Origin of the sequence: Methylophaga sp. (genome assembly GCF_048266885.1) — a bacterium.
GTDB lineage: Bacteria > Pseudomonadota > Gammaproteobacteria > Nitrosococcales > Methylophagaceae > Methylophaga.
The window spans coordinates 13,052-31,377 of sequence record NZ_JBLWYR010000027.1 but is presented as its reverse complement, the minus strand read 5'-3'; the positions used below and the strand labels follow the sequence as shown (position 1 = coordinate 31,377).

Here is an 18,326-nt window from a genome sequence, read left to right as displayed (position 1 = left end):
AAAATAAATTAGTTGAAGCCCAGCGATTAGAGCAGCGCACTCGTTTTGATATTGAGATGTTGTTAGAGCTTGGCTATTGCAACGGTATCGAAAACTATTCTCGACATCTATCTACCCGTCACGCTGGAGAAGCGCCGCCAACGTTGTTTGATTACCTGCCAGATGATGCCATTCTGATTATTGATGAAAGCCACGTCATGATTCCGCAGATTGGTGCGATGTATAAAGGTGACCGTTCACGTAAAGAAACCCTAGTGAATTATGGTTTCCGTTTGCCGTCAGCTTTGGATAATCGACCACTGATGTTTGATGAATGGGAAAAGCTGGCACCGCAGACTATTTTTGTTTCAGCTACACCGGGTAAATACGAAGCGGAACATGCCGGCAATATTGTCGAGCAGGTGGTGCGCCCAACGGGGTTGATCGATCCAGAAGTGGAAATTCGCCCAGTAGGCACACAGGTCGATGATTTACTTTCCGAGATTCATAAACGCACCGCCGTCAACGAGCGGGTGTTGGTCACCACTTTGACCAAACGTATGTCCGAAGATCTCACTGATTATCTGCGTGAGCACAATGTCAAAGTGCGTTATCTGCATTCGGATATTGATACGGTTGAGCGGATGGAGATTTTGCGGGATCTGCGTTTGGGTGAGTTTGATGTATTAATAGGTATCAACTTACTCCGTGAAGGCTTGGATATTCCTGAAGTGTCGCTGGTGGCCATTTTGGATGCCGATAAAGAAGGCTTCTTGCGAAGTGACCGATCGTTGATTCAAACCATTGGCCGAGCAGCTCGGAATCTTAATGGCAAAGCGATTTTATATGCAGACAAGATTACTGGTTCAATGCAACGGGCAATTGATGAAACAGATCGCCGTCGTGAAAAACAGATTGCTCATAATTTAGAACATGGCATAACGCCAAAAGGCATTATCAAGTCGATTCGTGGTGGTATGGATGACTCGAAGAGCAAGAAAGAAGAAAATCTGCGATTCGCCCAAGTTGCCGAAGAGTATGCCAAGTATGCGGCGTTATCTCCTCAACAATTGGCGAAACGCATTCAACAGATTGAAAGTGCGATGTACAAACATGCACAAAATCTGGAATTTGAAGAAGCAGCTAAATTACGTGACGAACTTGATAAAGTGAAAAAGATGGCATTAGGACCCGTTACTCTTTAAATATAAATAGTTGCTGGGATGAGATTAGTCATCAAGAGATACCCTGTCACGAAGCGGTATAAAGCGCTTGCAAAATATGCCTGACTGCGTATAATTTCGCGCTTCACAGTAGGCACGTAGCTCAGTTGGTTAGAGCACCACCTTGACATGGTGGGGGTCGTTGGTTCGAATCCAATCGTGCCTACCAGATATATACATCAAGCACCTCTTGCAGGTGCTTTTTGGTTTTTAAGGCCTCTCGTATTGGCCACAACCAAGGATATAGCATGATTTCAATTACCCTTCCTGATGGCAGTCAACGCCAGTTCGATCACCCCGTTTCAATTCATGATATTGCCGCCGATATTGGTGCCGGTTTAGCCCGTGCTGCTCTGGCCGGTAAAGTGAATGGCAAACTGGTTGATACCAATTACGTTATTGAAGATGATGCTGAACTTGCCATCATCACCGAACGTGATGAAGAAGGGTTGGATATCATTCGTCATTCGACTTCACATCTATTAGCTCAAGCTGTAAAACAACTTTATCCAGATGCTCAGGTCACTATTGGCCCGGTCATTGATGATGGCTTTTACTACGATTTTTCCTATTCAAAAGGTTTTACACCGGAAGATTTGGAAAAGATCGAAAAACGTATGGAAGAGTTGGTTAAGCAGGATCTGCAAGTGGTGCGTGAAGAAGTCACTCGTGATGCTGCAGTCCAAATCTTCCGCGAAATGGGCGAAGAATATAAAGCTCAGATCATCGAAGATATTCCGAAAGATGAAATCCTGTCAGTGTACCGTCAAGGCGAGTTCATGGATTTATGCCGTGGACCACACGTGCCAAATACCGGCAAACTCAAAGCATTCAAATTGATGAAACTGGCCGGTGCTTACTGGCGTGGTAAATCTGAAAATGAAATGCTGCAGCGTATCTACGGCACGGCCTGGTCTGATAAAAAAGATCTGAAAGCCTATTTACATCGTTTAGAAGAAGCTGAAAAACGCGATCATCGTAAGCTAGCGAAAAGCCTGGATCTATTCCATCTGCAAGATGAAGCTGCTGGCATGATCTTCTGGCATGACAATGGTTGGCGCATTTATCGCGAAGTGGAAAAATACATTCGTGATGTGTTGGCCAATAACGGCTATCAGGAAGTACGTACTCCCCAAGTGGTCGACCGCAGTCTGTGGGAAAAATCCGGCCACTGGGACAAATTTGGTGACATGATTTTCAGCACGCATTCTGAAAATCGTGATTATGCGGTTAAACCGATGAACTGCCCGTGCCATATCCAGATTTTTAATCAAGGTCTGAAAAGCTACCGTGACTTACCTTTGCGTATGGCAGAGTTTGGTTCATGTCATCGTAATGAGCCTTCCGGTACCTTGCATGGTTTGATGCGTCTGCGTGGGTTCACTCAGGATGATGCGCATATCTTCTGTACTGAAGACCAAATTCAGTCCGAAGTGGCTACCTTTATTGATCTGCTATTTAACGTCTATGCCGATTTTGGTTTTAACGAGATTATTATCAAACTCTCAACTCGCCCGGAAAATCGGGTCGGTAGTGATGCGGTTTGGGATAAAGCCGAGCATGCACTTGAGCAAGCATTGAATGCCAAAGATCTGGACTGGGAACTGCAGCCTGGTGAAGGTGCATTCTATGGGCCGAAGATCGAATTCTCCTTAAAAGATTGTCTGGGACGGGTTTGGCAGTGCGGCACTATTCAGGTGGATTTCTCGATGCCGGGCCGTTTGGATGCAACTTATGTGGCGGATGATGGTTCCAAGCAAGTACCGGTAATGTTGCATCGAGCGATTCTTGGATCACTTGAGCGTTTTATCGGTATACTCATCGAAGAATATGCTGGCGCGTTTCCGGCATGGCTTGCACCTCGTCAGGTAATGGTCATGGGAATTACCGATAAACAGTCAGAATATGTTCAACAAATTGCCCAACAATTGAAAAATCAGGGATTTAGAGCCGATACGGACTTGAGAAATGAGAAGATTGGCTTTAAAATACGCGAGCATACATTGCGGCGCGTACCTTATCTGATCGTTGTTGGGGATCGCGAAGCACAAGAAAATGCCGTGGCAGTACGTACTCGCAAAGGCGAAGATTTAGGCGCTATGTCGCTTGAGAGCTTCGTTTCATTGCTTAAAGAAGACGTTGCTAGCCGCGGTCGAATTATTTTAGAGGATTAAAAACATCGCTACAGATCAAAAAAGGCTGAATTCTGAAATCACAGCCAAAGAAATTCGTGTAACCGATGAAAACGGTGAACAACTAGGCGTTATCTCATTGGCGAGAGCCTTGGAGTTAGCTGAAGAAGCCGAGCTCGATTTGGTGGAGATTGCCCCTCAGGCAGAACCACCAGTGTGCCGTATTATGGATTACGGCAAGTATGTGTTTGAGGCTAATAAACAAAAAGCCATTGCTAAGAAAAAGCAAAAACAGATACAAGTTAAGGAAATAAAATTCCGACCAGGGACGGAAGAGGGTGACTACCAGGTAAAACTACGCAACCTGACACGTTTCCTCGAAGAAGGTAATAAAGCCAAAGTCAGCCTCCGCTTTCGTGGACGTGAGATGGCCCATCAGGACTTAGGACTCAAACTGCTCGAAAGAGTAGCCGAAGATCTAAATGAACTGTCGGTTATTGAGCAACATCCTAAGAAAGAAGGTCGGCAAATGATTATGGTTTTGGCACCAAGTAATAAAAAATAACTATTAATTAACAATGCGGAGTTCCAAATGCCAAAATTGAAAAATCATAGCGGTGCAGCGAAGCGTTTCAAACGCACCGGTAGCGGTAAATTTAAACGCGCTCAAGCGTTTACCAGCCATATCCTGACCAAGAAAAGCACTAAGCGGAAACGCCAACTGCGTTCCACGCTGACAATCTGTAAAGCAGATCATTTGTCAGTCCGCAAATTATTGCCTCTTCTATAATTAAGGAGTATTCCAATGGCTAGAGTAAAACGTGGTGTAACAGCCCGCGCCCGTCACAAAAAAGTTATCGCACAGGCCAAAGGTTATTATGGCCGTCGCAAGAATGTTTATCGTGTAGCTGTTCAAGCAGTTACCAAAGCCGGTCAATATGCATACCGTGATCGTCGTCAGAAAAAACGTGTTTTCCGTACACTGTGGATTGCACGTATCAACGCTGCTGCACGTGAATGCGGAATGTCTTACAGCCGTTTGATTGATGGTCTAAAAAAATCATCTATTGAAATCGATCGTAAAGTATTGGCAGATATCGCTTATCACGACTCTGCTGCATTTGCTGCTATTGCTGCAAAAGCAAAGGCGGCTTTGGCTAACTAATCAATCGGTTCGCTTTAGCGAATCTCATTATTAGTTGCACATTAAAGGGCCGTTGATGACGGCCCTTTTTTATTTCTGATTGATCCTCAGGTGGAGGAAATATGGCTGAACTGTCATCACAGTTGCTGGCATTAAAAGATATTGTTGAGGCAGCAAAGACCGCGATTCAAAACGCGACGGATGCTAAAACCTTGGACAACGTTCGGGTCGAATATCTAGGTAAAAAAGGCTTGATTACGGGATATGTGAAAGAACTGGGTAATCTCAGCGCTGAAGAACGACCTTTAATTGGTAAGGAAGTGAATCTCGCCAAGCAAGAAGTCGCTGGTCTGACTGAAGCACGCACCAAAGTTTTAGCCGAACAAGCCATGCAAGCTGCATTAGCTGCCGAAACTGTGGACGTCACGTTACCTGGTCGTAATGCTGAAGTCGGTGGTCTGCATCCAGTCACACGTACTCTGCAACGTATCGAACAATATTTCCGTCAAATCGGTTTTCAAATTGCTGAGGGTCCGGAAATTGAAGACGGTGATCATAATTTCACCGCATTGAATATCCCTGAAAGTCATCCAGCGCGCGCGATGCACGATACCTTTTATTTCAACGCAGAAATGTTGTTGCGTACTCATACCTCACCGGTACAGATCCGAGTGATGGAAGAACAGCAACCACCGTTGCGTATTATTGCCCCAGGTCGGGTATACCGCTGTGATTCGGATTTAACGCATACCCCGATGTTCCATCAAGTAGAAGGTTTAATGGTTGACGAAAATGTCAGCTTTACCGATCTGAAAGGCATTCTGGCTGACTTTCTGCAGGCGTTTTTTGAAAAACCACTGAATGTACGTTTCCGTCCTTCTTATTTCCCGTTTACCGAACCATCAGCAGAAGCAGATATTGAATGTGTGATCTGTGGTGGCGAAGGCTGCCGTGTTTGTAGTCATACCGGTTGGCTGGAAGTTTTAGGTTGCGGCATGGTGCATCCTAAAGTATTCGAGCACGTCAATATTGATAGTGAAAAATATTTGGGTCTGGCATTTGGTATGGGCGTTGAACGCCTGGCGATGCTGCGTTATGGCGTTAATGATCTGCGATTATTTTTTGAGAACGATCTGCGCTTCCTGCGTCAGTTCAAATAGGATAGGAAGTTCGCCATGAAATTAAGCGAAAATTGGCTACGTGAATGGGTTAATCCTGATTTCGATGTGCAGGTGATTGCCGAGAAACTGACCCAGGCGGGTTTGGAAGTTGATTCTGTATCTCCCGTTGCTGGTGATTTCTCAGGCGTATTGGTTGGACAAGTGAAATCGGTTGTTGCGCATCCGGATGCCGACAAATTGCGTGTCTGTGAAGTGGATGTTGCCGGTGATGAGTTATTGCATATTGTTTGTGGCGCCAGCAACGTTCGCGAAGGTTTGAAAATTCCGGTTGCTGTTATCGGTGCCGTGCTGCCCGGCGATTTCAAAATCAAACAAGCCAAACTGCGTGGTGTGCCTTCATTTGGTATGTTGTGTTCCGCTAAAGAGCTCGGCCTCGCTGAATCCTCTGAAGGTCTGCTGGAGTTATCGGAAGACGCTCCAGTTGGTAAAGACATTCGGGATTACTTGGCGTTAAATGATTTCACTATCGAAGTCGACTTAACACCTAACCGCAGTGATTGTCTTGGGGTTGCTGGTATTGCACGTGAACTGGGTGTGATTAGTCGCACCAATCTAACACCGGTCATCATCAATGATATCGCTGCAACTGTTCAGACAACTTTTCCAGTTTCGGTCGAAGCCAAACAAGCCTGTCCGAATTATATTGGCCGGGTAATTGAAAATATTAATCCTGATGCCAAAACACCTTTATGGATGCAGGAAAAACTGCGCCGCAGTGGTTTGCGTTGTATCAGTCCAGTGGTCGATATCACCAATTATGTGATGCTGGAACTCGGTCAGCCGATGCATGCTTTTGACCTGCAAAAATTACAACAAGCCATTGCCGTGCGCTTTGCTAAAGCTCATGAAAAACTGACGTTGTTAGACGGTCAGCAAGTTGAGATTGCCGAACAAACACTGATTATTGCAGATGCTTCTGGACCATTGGCGCTTGCAGGCATTATGGGCGGCGATGCGTCGGCAGTGGATTCTGCTACAAGCTCATTGTTCCTTGAAGCAGCTTTTTTTGCGCCCGATGCTATCGCCGGCCAAGCTAGAAGTTATGGATTGCACACCGATTCATCTCATCGCTTTGAACGTGGAGTTGATCCCGAATTGGCACAGCAAGCAATGCAACGTGCCACCAGCTTGATTCTGGAGATTGTCGGTGGTCAGGCAGGCCCGCTTACTATTGTCAGTGAAGAAAGTGCGTTACCTGAAACGCCACAAATCCTACTACGTGCAAATCGAATTAAACGCGTATTGGGAATTGAGATCGAAGCTGCTGAAGTAGAAGAACAGCTGACACGATTGGGGCTGGAAGTTACACAAGTTAGAGAAGGTTGGCTGGTTATTGTGCCAAGTTTCCGGTTTGATATTAATATTGAAGTCGATTTGATTGAAGAGTTGGGTCGTCTTTACGGCTATGATCGCTTACCGCAAACCCGTCCCGAAATCAGTGTATTGCCAGGTGCAATATCTGAACAACAGCTTGCAACAGAACGACTACAAAACCTATTGGTAGATCGGGGTTATTTTGAAGCGATCACCTACAGTTTTGTTGATCCGACTATGCAACGGCATTTTGCTGATAGTGAAATGGAACCTATCAAATTAGCCAACCCGATTTCTGCTGATTTGTCAGTGATGCGTCATTCACTTTGGCCGGGTCTGGTGCAAGCGATGGTTTATAACCTGAATCGTCAACATGATCGCATTCGTTTATTTGAAGTCGGTCGTGTGTTCCGTGGTGAATTGGCCAATATCGATCAAGATCAATGTATTGGTGGATTAGTCTACGGTGATGTTAATCCAGAACAATGGGCTGAAAAAGACCGTAAAGTTGATTTTTTTGATGTTAAAGCTGATGTCGAAGCGTTATTGGCATTGGGTAATGGCAAAGTCGAGTTTCGCGCCGAAACACATCCAGCATTGCATCCCGGTCAATCCGCGCGCATCTATCAAGATGGCCAAGCGGTTGGTTGGATTGGGGCCTTACATCCAAAACTGAATAAACCATTAGGCTTTAGTGGTAAAGCTTATGTTTTTGAATTGGCATTGGCGGTTTGCTTACAATCCGCCATTCCAAAATTTACCGCTCTGTCACGTTATCCTGCTATTCGCAGGGATCTTGCATTAGTCGTCGACAACTCAGTTGTTGCCTTTGAAATAGAGCATTGCCTGAAAGGCATTGAGTCTGATATTCTTAAGGCAATTCAATTGTTTGACGTTTATTCTGGAGATGGTGTCGAGCTTGGTAAGAAGAGTATTGCGGTCGCCTTCCATCTTCAACATGGTGAGCGAACCATGACCGACGATGAAGTCGATGCATTAATGTTACAAATTACCCAGAAGTTACAAAGCGATCTGGGTGCGATGGTCAGAACCTAACGTCGGTTCAATAATAAGAATAGAGGTAAAGAATGGCACTTACTAAAGCCGATATGACTGAACAACTGTATGAAGAGTTGGGATTTAATAAACGTGAAGCAAAAGAACTGGTTGAAATGTTCTTTGAAGAAATCCGTGGTGCACTTGAAGAAGGTGATCAAGTGAAACTATCAGGGTTTGGTAATTTTGAACTGCGCGACAAAAATGAACGGCCTGGCCGTAACCCAAAAACGGGTGAAGAAATTCCAATCACTGCCCGTCGTGTTGTTACTTTCCGTCCTGGCCAAAAACTGAAAGCAAGGGTGGACAGTTATGCTAGAGGCGAGTAATAACAACGAATTACCGGCAATACCTGGTAAACGCTACTTTACCATTGGTGAAGTCAGCGAATTATGTGGTGTTAAACCGCATGTATTACGTTACTGGGAACAAGAATTTACTCAGTTAAAACCGGTTAAACGTCGAGGTAATCGCCGTTATTACCAGCGCCATGATGTGGTGTTGATCCGTGAAATTCGTGGCCTGCTTTATGAACAAGGTTTTACCATTGGTGGCGCGCGCCAACAATTGGAAACCGAACATAAACCTGAAGCAACGCATAGTAATGAAAACCGTAAACAACTGATTGATGAAATGCTGAAAGAGCTAGAACAAATTCGTACGATTCTGGCTTAATACGTTATAATTTCACTGTTTTGTTGCTTGTCGGGGCATGGCGCAGCCTGGTAGCGCACTTGCCTGGGGGGCAAGGGGTCACAGGTTCAAATCCTGTTGTCCCGACCATATGCAACTTTAATATCATCACAACGCTCTTAATGGGCGTTGTTTTGTTTCTGCCGTTTGAAAATCTCAGGATACTTCCATGCAATTCAATAACCTTGGTAATAGCGATTTAAATGTCAGTCAAATTTGTCTGGGCACAATGACTTATGGTGAACAGAATACCCAACAGGAAGCATTTGAACAGCTTGATTACGCTATTGCACAGGGTATTAACTTCATAGATACTGCAGAGCTCTATGCTATTCCTCCCAAGGCAGAAACCTATGGCGCCACTGAAGCGATTATTGGTAATTGGTTAGCGAAACGCGGTCGTCGTGATGATTTGGTTCTCGCTAGTAAAATTGCTGGACCAGGAGCCGATTGGGTAGGCCATATTCGACAGGGCAACTCGCGATTTGATGATAAAAATATCAGCGAAGCGTTAGACAATAGTTTGCAGCGGCTGCAAACAGATTATCTGGATTTGTATCAATTACATTGGCCTGAACGACAAACCAATTATTTTGGCAAATTGGGTTATCAACATGATTCTTCTGATGAAGACATGACGCCAGTAGTTGAAACTTTGCAGGCTCTGGAAAAGCAGATCAAAGCCGGTAAAATCCGTTATATCGGTCTATCTAATGAGACCCCATGGGGAATGATGCAGTTTATTTCGGTGGCAAAATCCATGAACCTGCCAGTCATAGCCTCAATTCAAAATCCTTACAGTCTGTTGAATCGAACCTATGAAATTGGCTGTGCAGAAATTAGCTATCGTGAAAATATACCGTTATTGGCGTATTCACCACTCGGCTTTGGTGTGTTAACGGGTAAATATTTACAGAATAATGCACCTGCTACAGCTCGAATGAGTTTGTGGCCGCATTACGCCCGTTACAGCAATCCACAAGCAGTAAAAGCAACCCAAACTTATGTGGATTTAGCGAAACAACATCAATTGGATCCTGCGCAGATGGCATTAGCTTATGTAAATAGTCGTGCATTTGTGGTGGCTACTATCATTGGTGCGACCAATATGCAGCAATTAAAGACCAACATAGGTAGTGAGCAATTAATGCTTAGCGATGAAGTTGTTACGGCAATTGAGGAGATCCATAAAGCCATTCCAAATCCAGCGCCGTAACTTACATTTCAGAATTGTGCGCTAGCTCAGGTTAAGGCGCACGAGGCTATGGTAGTTTATGTTTTTGGTTAATATTGCTGATATAAACTGCCGTTGATCTATTTGGCCGTTCATGTATCGGTATTCTCTGCTTAGAAATTCAGGTATCTGGCAACATGGATAGTCAATCCTTATATACCGTGCTTATCGTCGATGACGATCCCGTCACGCGTTTATTGATGAAACAATCACTTCAGGATCCGACTCTATCCATTATTGAAGCTGAAAATGGCGAAAATGCAATCAAATTATTTGCCGAATATTTACCGGACATTACATTATTAGATGTTTCCATGCCAGGCATGGATGGATTTACCTGCTGTCGTCAGTTACGTTTACTTCCCAAAGGTCAACAAACAGCTATTGTTATGGTGACAGTACATGATAGGGCCGATGATATTGAAAAAGCCTTTGCAGCAGGGGCGACTGATTTCATTACCAAGCCATTTAAATGGCCGTTATTTGCCCATCGTATTCGTTATATTCTCAAAGCCAATTCAACCCTACGAGAACTCAGTCAGAGTCGTTCTAAACTGGCTAAAGCTCAGGAAATTGCCCATCTTATCTATTGGGAATGGGATTTTAAGCAACCAGAAATTCAATGTAGTGCCGATCTGCCCCGATTATTAGGTATTGAAAATACCTCACAACCAGTAACTTTCAAGCAGATCCTCCGCCACATTTATGTGGAAGATAGACCTTTATTTAAACAGGCTTTACGTCGAGCTATTCAGCAAAAACATGCTTACGATATTGAATATCGTATTCAGTCAGATAAGGGCCAAATTTTTTACCTGCATGAACGAACGGAAATTACTGAAGATTACGATGGTTGGAAAATTATTGGCACCTTGCAAGACATCACCTCGCTTAAACAATCAGAACAAGAAATCGCGTATTTTACCTATTACGATACCCTGACAGATCTGCCAAATCGGCGACTGTTTATTGAACAGCTGGAAACGGCTATTGCCAGAGCCCGGCATAAACAACATTCGTTAACCTTGATGTTTATCGATCTGGATCACTTTAAACATATTAATGATACTTATGGTCACCAGGTTGGTGACGCATTGCTGTGTGAAGCTGCAGCGAGAATTAAAGATTGCTTACGGGATGCTGATTTAATTGCGGTTAGCAAAGACAAAGATGACCGCGTTGCACGTTTTGCAGGCGATGAATTCACCGTGATGCTGACCAATATCGATAATGTGGATGTATTGGCCAATATTGCCCAGCGGATTGTGGCGAAATTTGAAAAGTCTTTCGACATCAAAGGGCACAATGTATTCAGTACTGTGAGCATTGGTATCGCCATATTTCCTGAAGATGGCGATAACGTTCAGGCATTGATGCAACATGCTGATGTGGCGATGAATCATGCCAAAGAATTGGGACGCAATAATTACCAGTTTTTCTCAGCTGAAATGAATGATTATCTTTATGAGCGCTTGCAAACGGAACAGGATTTGCGTCAAGCGCTGGAACGTAATGAATTTCTGTTGTTTTACCAGCCACAGATTGATGTGCAATCTCAGAAGATTATTGGTTTTGAAGCCTTACTACGTTGGTTACATCCGATTAAAGGGTTACTCGGACCATTAACATTTATAGATGTCGCCGAAAAGACCGGTTTGATTTTAGTTATTGGTGAATGGGTATTAAACCAAGCCTGTTTACAAACTCGAGAATGGCAGCAAAGATTTGGTACGCAATGGCGCGTTTCGGTGAACCTTTCTGCCATGCAATTTAATCAGCAGTTACTTCTTGAGCAAATAGGACAAAGTTTGAAGGCGTCGGAATTACCAGCTGAATCACTGGAATTGGAAATAACGGAAACCGCGATGCTTAAGGACGTTATGGAAACTATACCGCTATTAAAAGCATTAAAAGATATGGGGGTTGGACTGGCTATTGACGATTTTGGCACTGGGTATTCATCACTGAGTTATTTGAAAAACTTCCCCATTAATACACTCAAAATTGATAAAAGTTTTGTAGATGAAATCGTCGAGAATCCAAAAGACGCAGCTATTGCTCGAACCATTGTTCAGCTAGCAGAAAACCTTGGTTTGAGAACCATTGCCGAAGGTGTTGAAACGATTGAACAAGTAGAAATGCTGACCAATATGGGGTGCCAAGAGTTACAAGGATATTACTTTAGTAAACCACTTCCTGTTAGTGAGGTTGAGCGTCTTTTGGTAAATGGCAATGAACTGAAAAATTCTTAACGTTTTTTGGTTGGCATTTTGACTACATCCTGTTCATCTTCATAACGATCCAGCATACCAATATCCAAAACGGGTGAGGCATCAATATGCTGTGCATCCATCATTTGTGCAACCCGCTTTAAAGCCGACATAATCATCGCCTGTTCCCACTCATCTAATTTACTAAATTCGCGGGTAAAACGATCTTGTAATGGAATAGGCGCGCTTTTTAACGTCTCTGTTGCGGTCTCAGTCAGATAGGCGTGTACTTTACGTTTATCCGATTGAGAACGCTGCCGATAAACCAGTCCACGTTTTTCCAATCGATCCAATATTGTTGTCACCGTTGCCTGACTTAAACTCATTTCCTGAGCTAATTCTCCAATTGTCACTTGTCCTTTATCACGTAGCGTTTGCAATAAAAGGATTTGCGGCGCAGTCAGTCCAGTAGTTTTGGCCAAATATTTGGAATGTAGATCAGTGGCGCGGATAACCCGCCGCAATGCAATAAGCACTTCTTCAATATGATTCAACAGGTGTTCCCTTTGCTCTTTATTTAGACCAAGTGCGTCGATAGTTTCAGTATTAATTTGAATTGAATTCAACATATTTTCCCACGTTTTTAAATAAATAGTTCAACTTGGGGCAGACCGCTTTTCCTGTTGTATTGGCTTAAAGCCAGCGTTTCATGAAGATTTTTTTAAAGCCATCAAACTATAAAGCAGTTTAAAAAGTGGTCTGGACTTTTAATTTGTTTAGTGTACTATATATTTAGATTCTGTCATCTGCAAGTCATAAATATATGATTATATTAATTAAAGGCAATATTGACGGGGTTTAAGGATTTTTATAACTCACTAAGTATTTAGTGCCATAAACATTAGAGTTGATTGTAAATATGACCCAAGCTAACCCAGCCCCTTTATCTATAGAGTTGATGCAACCAACAGCAGAGTTGGGTGCGGCCGTACATAAACTTATTTCTGAATGCCCGCCATTGGATACTAATTCAATGTATTGCAACTTGCTGCAAAGCAGTCATTTTGCTGAAACAGCTGTTGCTGCTCTAATTGACGGCGAATTGGTTGGCTTCATTTCCGGTTATCGCATTCCAAAACGCCCCGAAACTCTATTTATATGGCAGGTTGCCGTTGGCGAAAAGGCTCGGGGACAAGGGCTTGCAGGAAGAATGCTTAAAGAAATTCTGTCGCGTGAACAAAACCGCGATATCAAACGTATTGAAACGACGATAACCCCTGATAACAAAGCCTCATGGGGATTATTTGAAAGTCTAGCTCGTAAGCTGGATACCGAAATTAGTAGCAGCGTGATGTTTGATCGCAAACAACATTTTGCCGATCAGCATGATACTGAAATGTTAGTCAAAGTCGGACCGTTCAAACCTATAGCTTAATTAATACCGAATTCAGGTCAGCGATGGCCACATTTTCACAGGAGAGAAAAGCGAATGAAAATTTTTGAAGAGATCGAATCAGAAGTGCGTTCATATGCCCGCGCGTTCCCTCGTTTATTTGACAAGGCCCAAGGCGAGTTAATTTACGATGATGACGGCAATGAATATATAGACTTTCTGGCCGGTGCTGGTTCGCTCAACTATGGCCACAATCATCCGTTATTTAAAGAAAAACTGATTGAATACATTCAACGTGATGGAATTACTCAGGGCCTGGATTTACATACTCGTGCCAAAGGTGAATTTTTAGAAAGCTTTAACGAGAATATTTTGAAGCCGCGTGATCTGGACTACATTGTCATGTTTACCGGTCCTACCGGGACTAATGCGGTTGAAGCAGCATTAAAAATAGCGCGTAAGAAAACCGGTCGTGAAAATATCATTTCGTTTACTAATGGCTGGCATGGTCAAAGCCTGGGCGCCTTATCGGTGACAGGTAACTCAACCCACCGTGGTGGTGCTGGTATCGCCTTACATGGTTCAACCCGTATTCCCTATGATGGTTATTTAGGTGATGATTTTGATACCACTAATCTGCTCGACAAAATGTTGTCGGATTCAAGTAGTGGTGTTGATAAGCCAGCAGCAGTAATTGTTGAAACTGTTCAGGGCGAGGGTGGTATTAACGCTGCTTCAATGACTTGGTTACAAAGCCTTTCAGAAATCTGCAAACGCCATGAAGTATTGCTGATTGTTGATGATATTCAGGCTGGTTGTGGCCGTACTGGTACCTTCTTCAGTTTCGAAGAAGCAGGTATTTACCCTGACATTGTTACTTTATCGAAATCATTGAGTGGTTACGGTCTGCCATTTGCTGTCGTGCTGATGAAACCTGAAGTAGATCAATGGTCTCCGGGTGAGCACAACGGTACATTCCGTGGTAATAACCATGCGTTTGTCACCGCGAAAGCAGCTTTAGACTACTTCTGGAAAGACGATAAATTTGCCAAAGAAGTACAGCGTAAAGGCCAGTATATTGCTGACCGAGTTGATGCCATTGTGGCCAAATACGGTGAAGGTAACTTCAACTCACATGGTCGTGGCATGTTCCGTGGTATCAATTGTGTCAGTGGTGAATTAGCTGGCCAGATTACCCGTAAATGTTTCCAAAACGGCTTGATTATTGAAACCAGTGGTGCTGATGATCATGTCGTTAAGTTCTTATGTCCGCTGACCATCACCGATGAAAACCTGAAAAAAGGCATCGATATTCTCGAAAAAGCGATTAAAGAAGTCTGTGATAAAGCAGACAGCATTCCGGAAGAGAAAGACTTTTTTGAAGGTGATTATTCTGTCAGTGACGAAGCCAGCAAATCCGATACGTTTGAACCTGCCAGCAAAAAAGCGGCAAGTTAATCAGCTCGGCACTATCTATCTTCACAATCCAGTGATCGGTTTTCCGATCACTGGCTGTTGAAAAGCATTTATAGAGGACAAAATCATGATCGTAAGACAACTACAAGAAGCTCAATCAACCTCTCGCCGGATCGTGTCACCAGACGGCAACTGGGAAAGCACCCGTATGTTATTGAAAGATGACAATATGGGATATTCATTCCATATCACCACTATTTATGCTGGTGCCGATTTCCGTATGCACTACCAGAATCATCTTGAATCGGTTTATTGCATCAGTGGTGAAGGTGAAGTGGAGACACTGGATGATGGCAAGGTCTACAAAATCACGCCTGGTACCTTATACAACCTTGATCAGCATGATCGCCATATCCTGCGTGCGTTTAAAGAGCTTCATCTGGCCTGTGTATTCAATCCACCATTAAATGGCAAAGAAGTTCACAACGCTGAAGGTGCTTATGAGTTAGACGCCGAAACAGTCACTGAATAACAGGCAATGCAGCCTTTCCGGTTTGGTCCGGAGTACAACGAATTAACAGAGAGTAGATATGCAATTTCATACGGTAGAAAAAATAGGCGGCACCTCCATGAGCGACTATGTCGCGGTGCGCGACAATATTATTCTGAAACCGGTTCATAACGAGTCAATTTACAATCGTGTGTTTGTTGTTTCAGCTTATGGTGGTATTACTAACCTTTTGCTAGAGCATAAGAAAAATGGTACATCAGGCGTTTACGCCGAGTTTGCCAATAGCTTGAATGATGACAGCTGGAAAGAAGCAATGGAAAAGCTTAAACACGAGATTTTTTCTATCAACCAGCAATTGTTTAAAGATAAAAAAACCTTAAAACAAGCCAATGACTTTATTGGCGAACGGCTTGAAGACGCAGAAAGGGTACTGGCAGATTTACAACGCCTTTGTCAGCACGGTCATTTTGCGTTGGATATGCATTTGGCAACAGTTCGTGAAATGTTGGCCAGCATCGGTGAAGCGCACAGTGCTTGGAATACAGCAACATTACTGAAAAAAGATAAGATCAATGCTCGTTATGTTGATTTAACCGGTTGGCAGACTGACAAGCACATGAAACTTGATGAGCGTATTGATAAGGCCTTTGCCAAAATTGATCTCAGTAAAGAGTTACCCATTGTGACCGGTTATGCGCATAGCGATGATGGTCTGATGTCGACCTTTGATCGTGGTTACAGCGAAATGACGTTTAGCCGTATCGCGGTGCTGACTAATGCCAATGAAGCAATTATTCATAAAGAGTTCCATTTAAGCAGTGCTGATCCACGTCTGGTAGGCGAAGACAATGCGGTACCGATTGGCAGGACCAATTACGATGTTGCTGATCAATTAGCCAATCTGGGTATGGAAGCCATTCACCCTAAAGCGGCAAAAGGCTTACGGCAGAATAATATTCCGTTAAGGGTAAGAAACACTTTTGAACCTGAACATGCCGGAACATTAATTACCGGTGACTACATTAGCAGCAAGCCTTGTGTGGAAATTATCGCTGGATGCAAACATGTTTATGCTTTTGAATTATTCGACCAGGATATGGCGGGTAATATTGATGTTTATGATCGTGAAATCCTGGCTCAAATACGCAAAAACAAAGCGCATATCATTTCCAAAGATATCAATGCTAATACGATTACCCATTATCTGACGGCTAGCTTGAAGAATATTCGCCGTATCCGGGAAGCGTTGCAAGAACAGTTTCCAGAAGCAGAAATTAATCAGCAGAAAGTGGCCATTGTGTCGGCGATTGGTAGCGATATGAAAATCCCTGGCATTCTGGCACGTACGGTCAGTGCTTTGGCTGAGAAAAATATCAGTGTATTGGCCATGCATCAGTCAATGCGTCAGGTGGATATGCAATTTATTATTGATGAAGATGACTATGCAGATGCCATTAAAAATCTGCACAGCTATCTAGTAGAGGTTCATGATCACGGCAGAGCCATATGCCTGGCGTCTTAATTGTTGTATGCCAGATGTGTTTGTACTACTGGAAAATGACTAGTTAGAACGGGATTACAGAAGTTTTTATATCTTGTTGCTTAACTCTCTTAAACCCGCCTGATGGCGGGTTTATTGTTTCAGGCCCGCTAATAAATCTTTTTTCATTCCTTTACTAAACGGGTCTTTACCAAACCAGATGTCGAAATACACTTCACCAAGTAGCGAGTTATTACTTTGACTTAGTTGCTGACCATTTTTAAATAAACGCAAACCCAGATCAGATGAAAACCGAATATCGTAACGATCACCTTGTTTGGCTTCCTGATATCCGGCGTTAAAATCCGTTAATGCTGTCTCAATGGCATCAAAAGTTTGTTTATCCAGATTGCGCTTAAGCAATTCAACGGAAGATTTCTGAAAGTCTTCTGCATCAAAACTACGTTTATAAATAAAAGATAATTGTATCGGAAGACTGGTTAAATCGGATGTGGCATTGCATTCTTCACGATATAACGCCACATCACCCAAGTTGAATAACATGACTTTAATGGGTACAGCTGAGCACTGCTGAAGCGTAGTTGTTTCGAGTTGAATTTCTGACTCAAAACTGTTGGCATTTGCGAGTTGTAAAGGTATTAACAGCATCCATAAAACGTGTTTATTCACAAATTACCCCGGATTTTTCTGAGTGAATAACCAATGATGGGCAGGTATTGATAAAAGCCATCCACGCCATCCCAGAAATCTTGATGTAAAATTATTTTGCCGTCTCTATCAAAACGTAATTGACTGATACCGATCGATTGACTATCAACTTTCTTACCCATTACCGTAAATTGCATGCGCATTATCCAGCGCACATAAATGTCCTGTTTACTGAGAGCAATATCTTCTATTTCTACTTCCAACTGGTCCACTTGTTGACCAGTTTGTTGCATGTATTCAATCAGTTCATTTCTATCTGTGATAGTGCGAAAGGTATCATTGAAATAAAGTGTTTCAGCATAGGTTTCGCGGATAATAGACTCTATATCGCCATGTTGAGCCTTATTAAATATCTCTATAAATCCATTGGCGGCTTCAGTCTTATCTACTGGAAGTGTGCCTTCAACAGCAAGAGCTTCACGGTAATCTTTTAAATAGGCGCTTTGCATGTTGTTTCCACTACAGGCTGTTAACAAAATTAAGAATGGCGCTGACCACGCTAATCTTGATTGAACGATTTTTTTGAGCATGGTGACGTTTCCGTTCTTTTTGTTTGTATCATTCATCAGAACGTATCGTTTGTGAAAACGGGGTGAAGAGGCATCAACTATTCTTCACATTCAATTCACAC

At 43.2% G+C, this 18,326-nt stretch carries 18 protein-coding genes and 2 tRNA genes; 17 read left to right on the top strand and 3 right to left on the bottom strand.

What is annotated here, in order from left to right; genetic code table 11:
• From ACN0V2_RS12150 to ACN0V2_RS12090, 13 genes are all read left to right on the top strand, one after another.
• Positions 1–1,184, top strand: a 1,184-nt coding sequence (locus tag ACN0V2_RS12150; RefSeq protein ID WP_417551086.1) for a helicase-related protein, incomplete at its 5' end; no start/stop codon positions are given.
• A gap of 110 nt (positions 1,185–1,294) precedes the next feature.
• Positions 1,295–1,371, top strand: a tRNA-Val gene (locus ACN0V2_RS12145).
• Positions 1,372–1,450: 79 nt separating this feature from the next.
• On the top strand, positions 1,451–3,376 hold the full coding sequence (gene thrS / locus ACN0V2_RS12140; RefSeq protein WP_417551085.1) for a threonine--tRNA ligase: 1,926 nt from the start codon (positions 1,451–1,453) through the stop codon (positions 3,374–3,376).
• Positions 3,372–3,899, top strand: a complete 528-nt coding sequence (gene infC, locus ACN0V2_RS12135) for a translation initiation factor IF-3 (RefSeq protein ID WP_417551087.1) — start codon at positions 3,372–3,374, stop codon at positions 3,897–3,899. Before thrS ends, infC begins: the two co-directional genes overlap by 5 nt.
• Before the next feature lie 27 nt (positions 3,900–3,926).
• Positions 3,927–4,124: a 50S ribosomal protein L35 gene (gene rpmI / locus ACN0V2_RS12130; protein ID WP_014706666.1), complete on the top strand. Its 198-nt coding sequence runs from the start codon at positions 3,927–3,929 to the stop codon at positions 4,122–4,124.
• Between the two features lie 15 nt (positions 4,125–4,139).
• Complete coding sequence (gene rplT, locus ACN0V2_RS12125; protein WP_417551084.1) at positions 4,140–4,499, top strand: 50S ribosomal protein L20; 360 nt, start codon at positions 4,140–4,142, stop codon at positions 4,497–4,499.
• Positions 4,500–4,600: 101 nt separating this feature from the next.
• Positions 4,601–5,638 carry a phenylalanine--tRNA ligase subunit alpha gene (gene pheS / locus ACN0V2_RS12120; RefSeq protein ID WP_417551083.1) on the top strand — a complete coding sequence of 346 codons (1,038 nt, stop codon included), beginning with the start codon at positions 4,601–4,603 and terminating at the stop codon, positions 5,636–5,638.
• A gap of 15 nt (positions 5,639–5,653) precedes the next feature.
• Positions 5,654–8,029 (top strand): phenylalanine--tRNA ligase subunit beta, encoded by a 2,376-nt coding sequence (pheT, locus tag ACN0V2_RS12115; RefSeq protein ID WP_417551082.1) that lies wholly within the window; start codon positions 5,654–5,656, stop codon positions 8,027–8,029.
• Positions 8,030–8,061: 32 nt separating this feature from the next.
• On the top strand, positions 8,062–8,358 hold the full coding sequence (gene ihfA, locus ACN0V2_RS12110) for an integration host factor subunit alpha (protein WP_014706670.1): 297 nt from the start codon (positions 8,062–8,064) through the stop codon (positions 8,356–8,358).
• Positions 8,342–8,704, top strand: a complete 363-nt coding sequence (locus tag ACN0V2_RS12105; protein ID WP_417551081.1) for a MerR family transcriptional regulator — start codon at positions 8,342–8,344, stop codon at positions 8,702–8,704. The genes ihfA and ACN0V2_RS12105 overlap by 17 nt, the downstream gene beginning before the upstream one ends.
• A gap of 31 nt (positions 8,705–8,735) precedes the next feature.
• Positions 8,736–8,812 (top strand) — tRNA-Pro (locus tag ACN0V2_RS12100).
• A gap of 79 nt (positions 8,813–8,891) precedes the next feature.
• Positions 8,892–9,938 carry an NADP(H)-dependent aldo-keto reductase gene (locus ACN0V2_RS12095; protein WP_417551080.1) on the top strand — a complete coding sequence of 349 codons (1,047 nt, stop codon included), beginning with the start codon at positions 8,892–8,894 and terminating at the stop codon, positions 9,936–9,938.
• 155 nt (positions 9,939–10,093) lie between these two features.
• The gene (locus tag ACN0V2_RS12090) at positions 10,094–12,208 is read left to right on the top strand and encodes an EAL domain-containing protein (protein WP_417551079.1); all 2,115 of its coding nucleotides are present in this window, start codon (positions 10,094–10,096) and stop codon (positions 12,206–12,208) included.
• Here the strand turns inward: ACN0V2_RS12090 and ACN0V2_RS12085 are convergent.
• On the bottom strand, positions 12,205–12,795 hold the full coding sequence (locus ACN0V2_RS12085) for a MarR family winged helix-turn-helix transcriptional regulator (protein ID WP_417551078.1): 591 nt from the start codon (positions 12,793–12,795) through the stop codon (positions 12,205–12,207). The genes ACN0V2_RS12090 and ACN0V2_RS12085 overlap by 4 nt on opposite strands.
• A gap of 290 nt (positions 12,796–13,085) precedes the next feature.
• Here ACN0V2_RS12085 and ectA point away from each other — a divergent pair, with 290 nt between their 5' ends.
• From ectA to ACN0V2_RS12065, 4 genes are all read left to right on the top strand, one after another.
• Positions 13,086–13,601, top strand: a complete 516-nt coding sequence (gene ectA / locus ACN0V2_RS12080) for a diaminobutyrate acetyltransferase (protein ID WP_417551077.1) — start codon at positions 13,086–13,088, stop codon at positions 13,599–13,601.
• 54 nt (positions 13,602–13,655) lie between these two features.
• Positions 13,656–15,017, top strand: a complete 1,362-nt coding sequence (gene ectB / locus ACN0V2_RS12075; RefSeq protein WP_417551076.1) for a diaminobutyrate--2-oxoglutarate transaminase — start codon at positions 13,656–13,658, stop codon at positions 15,015–15,017.
• Between the two features lie 85 nt (positions 15,018–15,102).
• Positions 15,103–15,507 (top strand): ectoine synthase, encoded by a 405-nt coding sequence (locus ACN0V2_RS12070; protein ID WP_417551075.1) that lies wholly within the window; start codon positions 15,103–15,105, stop codon positions 15,505–15,507.
• A 58-nt stretch (positions 15,508–15,565) separates the two neighbouring features.
• Entirely contained in the window at positions 15,566–17,008 is a 1,443-nt protein-coding gene (locus ACN0V2_RS12065) for an aspartate kinase (RefSeq protein WP_417551074.1), read from the top strand.
• 111 nt (positions 17,009–17,119) lie between these two features.
• Here ACN0V2_RS12065 and ACN0V2_RS12060 read toward each other — a convergent pair whose 3' ends face one another.
• On the bottom strand, positions 17,120–17,656 hold the full coding sequence (locus ACN0V2_RS12060; protein WP_417551073.1) for a chalcone isomerase family protein: 537 nt from the start codon (positions 17,654–17,656) through the stop codon (positions 17,120–17,122).
• Positions 17,653–18,144: a nuclear transport factor 2 family protein gene (locus tag ACN0V2_RS12055; protein WP_417551071.1), complete on the bottom strand. Its 492-nt coding sequence runs from the start codon at positions 18,142–18,144 to the stop codon at positions 17,653–17,655. The genes ACN0V2_RS12060 and ACN0V2_RS12055 overlap by 4 nt, the downstream gene beginning before the upstream one ends.
• Positions 18,145–18,326 lie beyond the last annotated feature (182 nt).